This is a genomic window from Corynebacterium diphtheriae (genome assembly GCF_001457455.1).
Taxonomy (GTDB): Bacteria; Actinomycetota; Actinomycetes; order Mycobacteriales; family Mycobacteriaceae; genus Corynebacterium; species Corynebacterium diphtheriae.
Genome location: NZ_LN831026.1, coordinates 1,320,544 through 1,333,289 on the forward strand (window position 1 = coordinate 1,320,544; position 12,746 = coordinate 1,333,289).

Genomic DNA, 12,746 nt, shown 5'->3' on the forward strand with positions numbered 1-12,746 from the left:
CATACTTAGCCTAAAGACAACACGTCACGCAACTGTTCTGCTCGATCCGTATTTTCCCAAGGCAGCTTCAGATCATCGCGTCCGAAATGGCCATAGGCGGCCGTACCAGCATAAATCGGACGAAGAAGATCCAACTCTCGAATAATCGCTGCAGGACGAAGATCGAACACGTGCAATACTGCATCTTGAATCTGTTCATCCGTCAAACCAAATTTGGCCGTTCCAAAAGTTTCGACATACAAACCGACAGGTTTTGCACGACCAATCGCATAAGCAACCTGTACCTCTGCTCGATCAGCCAATCCCGCAGCAACAATATTCTTAGCAACCCAACGCATAGCGTACGCACCTGAACGGTCTACTTTACTAGGATCTTTTCCAGAGAACGCACCGCCACCATGCCGCGCCATGCCGCCATAGGTATCGACGATGATCTTTCGTCCCGTCAACCCAGCATCGCCCATGGGGCCACCAACAACAAAGGAACCCGATGGATTAACCAGCAATGAATAACCGCTGATATCGAGTGTGGACTCCAAGCCTGAATCGCGAAGCACCCAGTCAACAACATGCTCTTTAATCTGAGCAAACAGCCATTCCTGGGTTACATCAGGGTCATGCTGAGTTGAAACAACTACCGTATCCAAACGTACCGGGCGACCTGATTCGTCATACGCAAGTGTTACCTGAGTTTTTCCATCAGGACGCAAATGGGAAACAACAGAGGTCTTACGCACCTGAGTCAGGCGACGAGCAAGTCGATGCGCCAAATCAATAGGTAAAGGCATCAACGTGGCTGTCTCGTTCGTAGCGTAGCCAAACATTAACCCCTGATCGCCCGCCCCAGCCTGGTCATCTGCATCTGTATTCTCGCCCGAACGAACCTCATGGGACTGATCAACACCAGCACCAATTTCCTGAGACTGTTCACCAATGGATACGCTCACACCACAGGTGCGACCGTCAAAGCCAACTTCAGAAGAGTTAAACCCAATTTCAATTAGTTTGTCACGAACCAATTTCGGAATTTCCACGTAGCCGGAGGTACGAACTTCTCCCACAACGTGAACTAAACCTGTTGTGGTGACAGTCTCCACAGCCACGCGAGCGTGAGGATCCACGCTCAGCAAGGCATCCAATATGGTGTCCGAGATCGCATCGCAGATTTTGTCTGGATGCCCCTCGGTAACCGATTCGCTAGAAAACAAACGCAAGCCGGAGGCAGCAGTTTCAGACACTCGATTGCCCTTCAGTGAAAAAGATTGATTTAAACGGCTTCCGTCAGACAAAGCTTTTACGCAATAAAGACCTCACCGTTTAAGCTGATTTCACTCAATATAGACCAAGCTGTCTAAAAAGACAAGATTCGCGAGATCAGTCACATCTCGGCTTCTAGCAACCTTACGACGTGATCTAAAATATTAAAAGCAATCCAGTGTTTCGATCCCTGCGAGATTTCCTCAACGTTTCCTTGACGAGACAATAGATATCCACTGTTATCCGCCTTACCGAATACTTTGTCAACGCCGACTTCATTACACATCAAAAGATCGCACTTTTTTCTGTTCAACTTCTGTCGAGCAAACTCTAAGGGCGTATGATTCGCATCCCCAGTCTCAGCTGCAAACCCAACGATGACAGGTTTTTCACCTTGTCGTTGTTCGACAAGTCCTCGCAAAATATCAGGATTTTCCACCATCGATATCATTTGAAGTGAAGAGTCAGCCACCCCCTTCTTCATCTTTGCAGAGGCAATTTCACGCGGACGAAAATCCGCTACCGCAGCAGCCATAATCACAACATCACTATTACGTGCTTCCCGCATGCATTCCCGCTGCATTTCCACCGCCGATGTAACATTCACTACTCGTGCACCACAAGGAACCGGAAGCTTATCTGTCGCACCGGCAATGACGGTAACTTCGGCCCCACGCTGTGACGCGATCTCTGCTAGCGCGAATCCTTGCCTACCTGACGATCTATTGCCTACATAACGCACAGGATCAATGTTCTCTTGAGTGCCTCCTGCCGAAATTAGCACTTTCTTACCCACAAGATCGCGAGGCATGACTTTCGTGCGTGCCACAGTTTTAGCAAAATCGATAATTTGATCGGAATCAGGCAAACGCCCTGGGCCAGTATCTGCGCCTGTGAGACGACCGTGAGCTGGATCCATAACGATGATGCCCCGGCGACGCAGCGTAGCAACGTTTTCACGGGTAGCGGCGTTACTCCACATCTCTGTATGCATTGCTGGCACCAAAACAATTGGGCAAGTAGCTACAAGTAAAGTTGCAGTCAATAGGTCATCTGCTCGCCCCATAGCCACTCGAGCAATCAGGTCAGCTGTGGCGGGAGCCACGACGATCAGATCAGCGTGCTGCCCAACATTGACATGGCGGACCTCATCGACAGCATCAAAAACGGTAGTAGAAACTGGATTTCCAGAAAGAGCTTCAAAAGTTGCCTTACCAACAAAATTCAATGCTGCAGAAGTTGGTACAACAACAACGTTCGCACCATCCTCTTTAAATCCTCTCACTACATGGCAGGATTTGTAGGCAGCAATACCGCCGGCAACACCTACTACAATTGTGCTGTTATCAAATGAAGTATTCGTCATAAAATCTCACTTATTTTGGAGTAAAACGAACCCCCTTTGCTGTTTAAAACATAGTGCAAAGGGGGTTGCTTCAACTATGGTCCGCCTAAGCCGCGAAGACCTTAGCCTTCTTCGTGGTCCAACAAACCAGCTTCAATCTCACGCATAGCGATTGAAAGCGGCTTTTCCTGAGCCTCAGGAGTTACCAATGGTCCAACGAATTCAAATACGCCTTCGTCTGCCTGCTGGTAGTAGCTATTGATCTGACGGGCACGCTTTGCAGCAAAAATCACCAAAGCATACTTCGAAGAAACATGCTTCAGCAGCTCGTCGATCGGTGGGGCGGTAATACCGGTTGGTGCATCATATACACCGTCATTGTTCTCTGCCACGTTGCTCACGGAGGCACCTCTTCTTCACAGCTTGATAGTTCTCGGATTCAACAGCTACACAAAAATGTAGCAGGCGCTAGCTTTAACGACGGCCGACAAGGATTTCCTTGATGTCCGACACAGCTTTTTCCACGTCCTCATTGACAACAACGTGTTTGAACTCATGCTGAGCAGTAAGTTCATTCTTCGCTGTTTCCAGTCGACGAGTAATTACGTCTTCGGGTTCAGTACCACGTCCTGTCAGACGTTCCACTAAAACTTCCCACGATGGCGGTGCTAAAAATACAGTCTCAGATTCAGGTTTTAGCGATGCCACGTTTCGCGCACCGACCAAATCCACCTCAACGAGAACAGGTCGACCGGCCAGAAGTGCAGCTTCAACAGGTCCCGCAGGAGTTCCCGAACGTTGAAGACCACCGTGAATATCAGCCCATTCCAGCATCTCCCCCGCATCAATCTTGGATTGAAACTCTTCAGGTGACACAAAAAAATAGTCCACGCCATCGCGCTCTCCTGGTCGAGGAGCACGCGTGGTCATAGATACGCTGAAGTAGAGGTCTTCAATTTCTTCGCGGAGGCGATGAACCACCGTGGATTTACCCACGGCAGAAGGCCCTGCGAGTACCACCAGACGGCCTACTGGGTTATCGCCACTCATGAATTAGTCCTCCGAGTATCCGAAACGCTCGAGCAGAGCACGACGCTGACGATCACCCAAACCGCGCAGACGACGGGTCTGAGCAATTTCAAGTTCCTCCATGATTTCCTTGGCTTTCACTTTGCCTACCTTTGGCAAGGACTCCAAGAGTGCGGAAACCTTAGTCTTACCGATGATCTCATCCGAAGAGGCCTTGTCGAGCACCTCCTTGAGGGTAATGTCACTGCGCTTAAGCTGCTCTTTCAGCTCTGCACGTGCCTTGCGGGCCTCAGCAGCCTTTGCAAGTGCTTCTTTGCGCTGCTCGTCGGTCAACTTGGGAAGGGCCACGGGGTTCCTCCGATTCGAAGTTTATTTTGGTTCACTTTAAGCATCGGCATATTGCCGAGAATCAACGATACACATTTCTCCACCACAGTGGGCAGGACACCCATGGTCACAACGATCAGAAATACAACTACACCACTTCTGAGTTATGCCACTTCGGATGAGTAGGACTTCAAAACATTGCCGAAAAATTCGAAAATAATTCACACGACACTTTGAAATCGCGTTGATGTCCGAATCAGTCTAGCACCAGTTCGCATACCAACAGGTAATCACCCTAAGACATTGCAAAACCGCAGGTCGGAGCTTTCCTACCTGCGGTTAGCAACAAGGGCGCTGAGCTGGGATTATTTAATTAGTAAATTCCTCTACGAATTTACTAATGGCGGTGGATAACGCAGATGTAGAAGGCCCTGCTTTGAGAATTCCACGCGAGACATTGGCAAACGCTAGCTCCTGAACTCCCTGCGTTAATCGAGCAACATCGGCAGGTGTTGCGCCTTGTGCACCGACCCCCGGTAACAAGATCGGCCCATTGAGCCTCTCTAACTGCGGTGGATGCGCTAAGGTTGCTCCAATTACAACACCTACATTCCCGTAGTGGTTATTTTCTTTATGCTCTCGATTTGAAAGCGCGACCGAATCCACCATCAATTGCGAAATGCTCAGTCCATCTTCACCAATACGATCCTGCAAAGATCGCGCCTCTGGATTCGAGGTGGCCGCCAAAACAAAAACACCTTTATTGGTAGATGCAGCTACCTCAAGTACTGGTGAAAGCGAACCGTAACCGAGGAATGGGGATACGGTCACCGCATCAGAGCTCAACGAGGATTCTTCTGCCAACCATGCTTGAGCATAACCAGCCATTGTAGAGCCGATATCTCCGCGTTTTGCATCTGACAACACAAGCGTTCCTGCCTGTCGTAGCTCTGAAATCGCCGATTCAAGAATTTGATAGCCCGCAGCACCCCACGCCTCATAAAAAGCTACTTGAGGTTTCACCAGCGCCACGTTCCCAGAAAATGCTTCGACGCAAATTTCAGTGAACCTCTGCAATCCTGCTATTCCATCGTCACATCCCCATTGCTTGAGCAAGCTAGGGTGAGGATCTATTCCGACGCACAACCGGCCCAGCCGGCGACCAGCCTCTACCAGTTGATCGCCGAATGTAACTAGATTTTTTCGCTCTTGAATCATCGAGTCACCGAATGATCTAGCTCTTGCAGCGCTCGAACGCTGAGCTCGCCAGCCCTAAGCGCTTCGATTCCCTGTACTGCCGCAGTAACACCTTGCACGGTAGTAACCAGAGGAACACCAACGTTGACTGCCGCTGCGCGAATCTGGTAACCGTCGTGACGCGCTCCTGAAGACCCTGCAGGTGTATTAAGAATGAGGTCCACCTCGCCGGCTTTAATCATATCGACTACGGAACGCTGACCCTCAGTGCCGTTTTGTCGTGCTTCCTGCACTTGGGTCTGCTTCAATACAACTTCGCATTCAATACCATTGCGACGTAGCATTCCGGCTGTGCCTGATGTTGCCAGTACTCGGAATCCAAGTGAAGCTAGGCGCTGAATTGGGAAAATCAAAGTACGCTTATCGCGGTTTGCTACTGATACGAAGACAGTGCCTTCAGTTGGAAGTGCACCAAAAGCCGCCTGCTCTGCCTTAGCATATGCAGCACCAAAATTATCAGCCAGCCCCATGACTTCGCCCGTTGATTTCATCTCAGGGCTTAGCAAAGTATCCAACATTGTGCCATCAGGACGACGGAATCGATTGAACGGAAGTACTGCTTCCTTCACCGCAATCGGCGAATTCTCTGGCAAAGAACCACCATCGTAACCGGTTGGAATCATTCCCTCCGCTTGAAGCTCAGGAATCGTTGCCCCAGTCATGATTCGCGCTGCTGCTTTTGCTAAGTGGACACCCGTAGCTTTGGAGACAAAAGGCACTGTACGAGATGCACGAGGGTTGGCCTCAATCACATAAAGAATGTCATCCTTCAAGGCATATTGAACATTCATCAATCCTTTAACGCCGATACCATGTGCCAACGCTTCTGTTGAGCGACGGACATTTTCGATATCTTCGGCACCTAGCGTCATAGGTGGCAGCGCACAAGCAGAGTCACCGGAGTGAATACCAGCTTCTTCAATGTGTTCCATAACACCAGCAAGGTAGACATTTTCGCCATCACAAAGCGCATCAACGTCAATTTCAATCGCATTATCTAAAAAGCGATCCACGAGCACTGGGTGATCACTCGTGATCTCGGTAGCTCGCTCGATGTACGCGTGCAAGGAATTTTCGTCGTATACGATTTCCATGCCACGGCCGCCCAAGACGTAAGATGGACGAACTAATACTGGGTAACCAATGTTATTGGCAACAGTTTTAGCTTCCTCAAATGATGTAGCGGTACCGAAAGCTGGAGCTGGCAATTGCGCTTTACGCAATACTTCACCGAATTCTCCTCGATCTTCAGCTAGATCGATAGCCTCTGGAGTAGTACCAATGACTGGGACACCCGCATCACGAAGCTTTTCGGCTAGTCCAAGTGGGGTTTGTCCACCAAGCTGAACGATCACACCGGCAACATGTCCAGATTCTGATTCGGCGTGGTAGACCTCCATAACATCTTCAAATGTCAGTGGCTCGAAATACAGACGGTCAGCGGTGTCATAATCTGTCGACACGGTTTCTGGGTTGCAGTTAACCATAACTGTCTCATACCCCACCCGTGAAAGTTCGAGCGCAGCATGAACACATGAGTAGTCAAACTCAATACCCTGGCCGATTCGGTTCGGACCTGATCCCAAAATGATGATCTTGTCTTTTTCAGTTTGAGGACGTACTTCCGATTCAGCAGCTGGATCGAGTTCATATGCTGAATAATGGTATGGAGTCGTAGCTTCAAATTCTGCAGCGCACGTATCTACAGTCTTAAATACTGGCCGTACTCCCAATGACCATCGCAAGCGACGAACGCCGTCTTCCCCTGCAAATTCGGGACGAAGGGCCGCGATTTGGCGGTCAGACAATCCGAAGAACTTGGCTTTTCGAAGCAACGGCTCATCCAGCACCGGTGCCTTCATCAAGGATTCTCGGAAATCTATTAATGACTGAAGCTCCGCCAAGAACCATGGATCAAGTCCAGACGCTTGATGTACTTCTTCAATTGAGCCTCCAAGACGAAGAGCCAGCTCCACGTCATACATCCGCCCTTCTGTCGGGCGTTTCAGATCTTCTAACACTGCGTCAAGATTCTTAGCGCGATCCCCAGCAAAGAATTCATCACTTGTTGTCCAGAAGCCAGCTTGCTTGTTTTCTAGCGAACGCATGACTTTACCCAACGCCGCGATGTAATTACGGCCAAGAGCCATTGCCTCGCCAACGGATTTCATCGTTGTAGTCAAGGTGTCGTCGGATCCTGTGAATTTCTCAAACGCAAAGCGCGGAGACTTGACTACTACGTAATCGAGCGTCGGCTCGAAAGCCGCCGGCGTAACACCGGTGATGTCATTAGTAATTTCATCCAACGTGTATCCGATAGCCAACTTGGCAGCAATCTTAGCGATGGGGAATCCCGTTGCTTTCGATGCAAGAGCGGATGATCTCGATACACGAGGATTCATCTCAATGGTGATCAAACGACCATCACGTGGATTTACCGCAAATTGGATGTTACATCCACCGGTGTCGACCCCTACTTCACGAATAATCGCGATGCCTTGATTACGCATCTTTTGGTATTCACGATCAGTCAGAGTCAAAGCAGGAGCGACAGTAACAGAATCACCTGTGTGTACGCCTAGTGCATCAACATTTTCAATGGAACAAATAACCACAACGTTATCAGCACCATCACGCATGAGCTCAAGCTCATATTCTTTCCAGCCAAGAATTGATTCTTCAATAAGCACGTTTGCTTCGGGGGACGCTGCGAGTCCACCGCCGGCAATTCGTTCGAGATCCTCTTGATTGAAGGCAAGTCCGGACCCCAAACCGCCCATAGTGAAGGAAGGGCGTACAACTACCGGAAGGCCGAGCTCTTCAACGGTGTCATATACCTCTTGCATATTGTGGCATACACGGGAACGCGCTGATTCGCCGCCAATTTTCGCAACGATATCTTTGAATTTCTGGCGGTCCTCGCCGCGCTCAATGGCGTCGATGTCTGCACCGATGAGTTCTACGTTGTATTTTTCGAGAGATCCGCGACGATCTAATTTGATAGCGGCATTCAATGCCGTTTGCCCACCAAGTGTTGCCAAGACAGCATCAACGGGGTGTCCCTCAGCGATCTCTTTTTCAAAAATCTTTTCAATATATTCCGGCTCAATCGGCTCAACATATGTATGATCAGCAAACTCTGGATCCGTCATGATTGTCGCCGGATTCGAGTTGATCAAAGTGACACGAAGTCCTTCTTCTTTAAGAACTCGGCACGCTTGTGTTCCGGAATAGTCAAACTCACACGCTTGTCCGATAACGATTGGACCGGAACCGATAACCAGGACGTGTTTGATGTCATTGCGCTTTGGCATTATTTTTACCTTCCTGGTGATTATTTCTTATTTGCTTGAATAAGCTCGACAAACTGGTCAAACAAAGGATTTGCATCATGCGGGCCCGCTGCGGCTTCAGGGTGATACTGCACTGAGTAAGCCAAACCATTCACCAGCGCTACACCTTCCACAGTGTCGTCGTTAAGGCAAGTATGCGTTACATGGGCAGGGCCGAACGGCGTGTCAAATTGCTCAAGCGCTGTGCCTTCTAGTGCAAATCCATGGTTTTGCGCTGTAATATCAATTTTCCCAGTGAGATGATTCAAAACAGGAACGTTGATACCACGGTGGCCAAATTTCATTTTGTAGGTATTCATTCCTAGTGCACGACCAAGAATCTGGTTGCCAAAGCAAATTCCGAAAAATGGAATTTTCTGTGCCAGAATTTCTTGCACGATCCCTACCATCACATCAGCAGTAGCTGGATCGCCAGGACCATTGGATACAAAAACACCGTCGGGATTATATTGAGCGATGTCCCCTGCAGGAGTATTTGCAGGAACGACTACCGTTCTAATTCCACGACGGGAGAAATTACGAGGAGTGTTCGTCTTAATACCCATGTCATAAGCAACAACGGTATAAAGTGCTTCACCGTCTGGTTCTACGACATAAGCTTCTTGGGTAGATACCTCGCTAGCTAAGTCTGCTCCGGCCATTGAAGGCTGTGATTTTACTATCTCAATGAGCTCATCATGAGGCTGCTTCGCCGCCTCTCCTGAGAAAATACCTGCAGCGACTGAACCGAAATTACGTAAATGCCGGACTATTGCACGTGTATCCACACCAGAAATTCCGACAATGTTCTGTTCGCGCATTTCATCTTCCAAGCTGCGCTTTGCGCGCCAGTTAGATACAGCCGTAGACAAATCCCGAATCACAAGACCAGCAACCCAAATCTTGTCACCATGGGATTCACCGTCTTCATCATTCCAGCCGGTGTTACCGATCTGCGGAGCCGTAGCTACCACAATCTGACGGTGATACGACGGATCTGTCATGGTCTCTTGATAACCACTCATTGCCGTAGTAAAAACTGCTTCGCCTAGAGTCGCTCCTTCCGCGCCGAAAGACTCTCCTTTAAATATACGGCCATCTGCCAACACAAGTACGGCTTCACTTCGATCTTGGGACGTCACTCTGTCGCCTTTCACTTTTGTTTTTGGGTACACGGATATCAACGCAATATCCGCGTTTCACTTTGTGCGTTTTGAGGTGCTCAGGCGATAAAGCCAGCTGGTGGATAAGTTACCCAATTTTCTCAGACTTAGCGCTTTTTACACCCGTTTGTTCGTTACGCTCGTGCTTGAGTTGGTTCACCATCGACACAGGTCAGACGACCGCGCAAAATCGTGGTCGTTACCCGCGCATTAAATTCCATGCCCTCATATGGCGTATTTGTTGCTTTGGACGCCATCTTTTCACCCGAAGCAGTCCACTTGGCGCCTGGATCTACGATCGTTAAATTCGCTGGCTCACCGACTGCGATTGGCCGGCCATGGCCAGGAAGTTTGACGATTTCTGCAGGACGCTCACTCATGACTTTGGCTACAAAACGCCAATCTGCGAGTCCAGTTTCCACGAAGACTGCTGCAACCACTGCTAAGGAAGTCTCCAAGCCCAACATACCTGGTTTCGCATGTTCAAATTCGCAACATTTATCTTCGGACCCGTGCGGTGCATGGTCAGTTGCTACGCAGTCAATAGTTCCGTTGAGCAATGCGTCACGTAATGCGAGAATATCGGAGTTTTCACGAAGTGGCGGATTGACACGATTTACACCGTCATATGTGGCGAGTCGTTCATCAGTTAGCAATAAATGGTGCGGAGTAACTTCGGCTGTCAGTGGAATTTCATGTTCTTTCGCCCATTTAACAAGTTCAACAGTTCCTTGTGTTGAAGCATGACAGATGTGCATACGGCCGCCATAATCGCGGGCTAAAATTGCATCTCGCGCCACGATCGACTCTTCTGCAACGCGTGGCCAACCGCCCAAACCGAGTTTGGCTGCCATTGCGCCTTCGTGAGCGACTGCCCCGTCAGTCAATCGAGGATCCTCGCAATGTTGTGCTAGTAGCACATCCGTACCCCGTGCATACTCAACTGCTCGACGCATGATCAGTGGATTATCGACGCACTTTCCGTCATCGGAGAACATACGAACCTTGGCCTGAGAATGTGCCATCATGCCAAATTCGGTGATTTCTTTGCCCTCAAGACCCTTTGTTATCGATCCGACAGGGTGAACGTCGCAAAGTCCAATATCTTGACCTTTATGCCACACTGACTCTGCGATAATCGGTTGATCCATTACCGGCGTTGTGTTTGCCATTGTGAATACAGCCGTGAAACCGCCCTTCGCAGCGGCAGCTGAACCAGTCGCAATTGTTTCAGTATCCTCGCGGCCTGGTTCCCGAAGATGAACGTGAATATCTACAAGGCCAGGAAGCAAAACTCCGCCTTGTCCGTCGACTTCACGATCTGCTTTTACATCACCAGCGTGAGTGTCAGTGATCACCCCATCAGTGATCAAGACATTGACAGGCTCACCCTCTCCGTAGATCTTCACGTTTTTGACTAGCAGAGTGCCATGTTCCGGCTCGGCGAGTCGGCCAGTTGCTGGATAATTTTGAGTACTCATAGTTGCTGCTCTTCCTTGAGTTTTTTAAAATGCCGCTGCGTCTTGGCCAGCGATAAGAGTGAACAAAACGGCCATTCGGGTGTGCACCCCATTGCTAACCTGCTGTAATACAGCGGTACGAGGCGCATCGGCCACTCCGAAGTTGATTTCCATTCCCCTTAACATTGGGCCTGGATGCATCACGATCGTATGGTCTTGGAGCTTTCGTTCGCGCTCTGCTGAAAGGCCATAGAGGGTGGCGTATTCACGGTGTGTCGGAAAGAATCCACCATGCATCCGTTCTTGCTGGACTCGGAGCATCATGACGACATCTGCGTCATAGATTTCGGCGTCCATGTCATAGGAATAACGAACTGGCCATGTATCAATACCAGCAGGCAATAGCGTGGGGGGTCCAACGAGAACTACTTCGGCTCCCAAAGTGGTGAGAAGATCTACGTTGGAACGTACCACTCGCGAATGCAAGCAGTCGCCAACAATCACAACCTTACGACCATCGATATCACCTAAGCGTTGACGAATCGTGACAGCATCCAATAATGCTTGAGTAGGATGTTGATGCGCACCGTCACCAGCATTAATAACACTCGGCCCTACTCCACCTGGAGCAACCCAACGAGCTAGTTGTTCAGCCGCCCCTGATGAGTAATGGCGCATAACAATGGCATCTGCACCAATCGCAGATAACGTCAGGCCAGTGTCTTTTAAGGATTCACCCTTTTTAACAGAAGATGAGCCAGCAGAGATGTTGATAACATCAGCGCTCATCCATTTTCCAGCTGTTTCGAATGATGAACGTGTACGCGTCGAATTTTCGTAGAAAAGGGTAAAAATTGTCCGACCGCGAAGCGTAGGAAGTTTTTTAATATCACGCCCTAAGAGTGCTTCTCGGAAACGATCCGCTTCATCCATCAAACCAATGATGTCATCTTTGCTAAGGTCAGCAATAGATAATAGATGTTTCACTATGCTTCCTCCGTGCCACGAGTTAAGACAACGGCTGTTCGGCCATCAATTTCTTTGATAAACACTTGAACATCTTCGCCACGAGAAGTAGGCAAATTCTTGCCAACATAATCTGCGCGGATAGGCAACTGTCGGTGGCCCCTATCCACCAATACAGCGAGCTGAATAATATCTGGTCGACCGATATCGCGAAGTGCATCAAGAGCGGCACGAATTGTGCGGCCAGAATAAAGAACATCATCTACCAAAATAATATGATGCCCATTTATTCCATCTAGCGGGAGGTTAGTTGGCTGTAACGCACGATGGGGATTTTTTCTCAGATCGTCACGGTACAGGGTTACATCTAGTGAACCAACCGGGACATCAACTCCGGTAAATTCTTTGATTTTCTGTGCAAGTTGAGACGCGATAGGCACTCCACCAGAAGGAATACCGAGCAGCAAAACGGGCTTTGTACCTGGTGCGTCGAGCGCAGTTTTTTCAATAATTTGGTGCGCGATGCGTGCAATAGTACGAGCAACATCGTTTTCCGAAAGAAGTTCGATATTGTCGCCATTGTTTTCACTCATCGTGACCTCCTTTCCCG

The 12,746-nt window shown here is 49.3% G+C and carries 11 protein-coding genes; all 11 read right to left on the reverse strand.

Features of this window, described 5'->3' with window-relative positions; all coding sequences use genetic code 11:
• Window positions 1-5: 5 nt before the first annotated feature.
• Entirely contained in the window at window positions 6-1,238 is a 1,233-nt protein-coding gene (gene metK / locus AT687_RS06410) for a methionine adenosyltransferase (RefSeq protein WP_014319120.1), read from the reverse strand.
• A gap of 140 nt (window positions 1,239-1,378) precedes the next feature.
• On the reverse strand, window positions 1,379-2,623 hold the full coding sequence (gene coaBC / locus AT687_RS06415; protein WP_014310468.1) for a bifunctional phosphopantothenoylcysteine decarboxylase/phosphopantothenate--cysteine ligase CoaBC: 1,245 nt from the start codon (window positions 2,621-2,623) through the stop codon (window positions 1,379-1,381).
• 101 nt (window positions 2,624-2,724) lie between these two features.
• Window positions 2,725-3,003 carry a DNA-directed RNA polymerase subunit omega gene (gene rpoZ, locus AT687_RS06420; protein ID WP_003851632.1) on the reverse strand — a complete coding sequence of 93 codons (279 nt, stop codon included), beginning with the start codon at window positions 3,001-3,003 and terminating at the stop codon, window positions 2,725-2,727.
• Window positions 3,004-3,076: 73 nt separating this feature from the next.
• Window positions 3,077-3,652 (reverse strand): guanylate kinase, encoded by a 576-nt coding sequence (gene gmk, locus AT687_RS06425; RefSeq protein ID WP_003851634.1) that lies wholly within the window; start codon window positions 3,650-3,652, stop codon window positions 3,077-3,079.
• 3 nt (window positions 3,653-3,655) lie between these two features.
• Window positions 3,656-3,979, reverse strand: a complete 324-nt coding sequence (gene mihF, locus AT687_RS06430) for an integration host factor, actinobacterial type (protein WP_003851636.1) — start codon at window positions 3,977-3,979, stop codon at window positions 3,656-3,658.
• A 348-nt stretch (window positions 3,980-4,327) separates the two neighbouring features.
• Complete coding sequence (pyrF, locus tag AT687_RS06435; RefSeq protein WP_014306932.1) at window positions 4,328-5,176, reverse strand: orotidine-5'-phosphate decarboxylase; 849 nt, start codon at window positions 5,174-5,176, stop codon at window positions 4,328-4,330.
• Window positions 5,173-8,529, reverse strand: coding sequence for a carbamoyl-phosphate synthase large subunit (gene carB / locus AT687_RS06440; RefSeq protein WP_014301953.1), 3,357 nt, complete (start codon window positions 8,527-8,529; stop codon window positions 5,173-5,175). The genes pyrF and carB overlap by 4 nt, the downstream gene beginning before the upstream one ends.
• A gap of 20 nt (window positions 8,530-8,549) precedes the next feature.
• The gene (carA, locus tag AT687_RS06445; protein WP_014306933.1) at window positions 8,550-9,689 is read right to left on the reverse strand and encodes a glutamine-hydrolyzing carbamoyl-phosphate synthase small subunit; all 1,140 of its coding nucleotides are present in this window, start codon (window positions 9,687-9,689) and stop codon (window positions 8,550-8,552) included.
• 155 nt (window positions 9,690-9,844) lie between these two features.
• On the reverse strand, window positions 9,845-11,191 hold the full coding sequence (locus AT687_RS06450) for a dihydroorotase (RefSeq protein ID WP_014306934.1): 1,347 nt from the start codon (window positions 11,189-11,191) through the stop codon (window positions 9,845-9,847).
• Window positions 11,192-11,215: 24 nt separating this feature from the next.
• Window positions 11,216-12,157, reverse strand: coding sequence for an aspartate carbamoyltransferase catalytic subunit (locus tag AT687_RS06455; RefSeq protein ID WP_003851649.1), 942 nt, complete (start codon window positions 12,155-12,157; stop codon window positions 11,216-11,218).
• On the reverse strand, window positions 12,157-12,729 hold the full coding sequence (gene pyrR / locus AT687_RS06460) for a bifunctional pyr operon transcriptional regulator/uracil phosphoribosyltransferase PyrR (protein WP_014306935.1): 573 nt from the start codon (window positions 12,727-12,729) through the stop codon (window positions 12,157-12,159). Before pyrR ends, AT687_RS06455 begins: the two co-directional genes overlap by 1 nt.
• Window positions 12,730-12,746: the final 17 nt, after the last annotated feature.

Excerpts from the sequence above, each read along its gene's own strand:
- coaBC (WP_014310468.1), bottom strand. The coding sequence starts at position 2,623 with ATGACGAATACTTCATTTGATAACAGCACAATTGTAGTAGGTGTTGCC.
- gmk (WP_003851634.1), bottom strand. The coding sequence starts at position 3,652 with ATGAGTGGCGATAACCCAGTAGGCCGTCTGGTGGTACTCGCAGGGCCT.
- pyrF (WP_014306932.1), bottom strand. The coding sequence starts at position 5,176 with ATGATTCAAGAGCGAAAAAATCTAGTTACATTCGGCGATCAACTGGTA.
- carB (WP_014301953.1), bottom strand. The coding sequence starts at position 8,529 with ATGCCAAAGCGCAATGACATCAAACACGTCCTGGTTATCGGTTCCGGT.
- AT687_RS06450 (WP_014306934.1), bottom strand. The coding sequence starts at position 11,191 with ATGAGTACTCAAAATTATCCAGCAACTGGCCGACTCGCCGAGCCGGAA.
- pyrR (WP_014306935.1), bottom strand. The coding sequence starts at position 12,729 with ATGAGTGAAAACAATGGCGACAATATCGAACTTCTTTCGGAAAACGAT.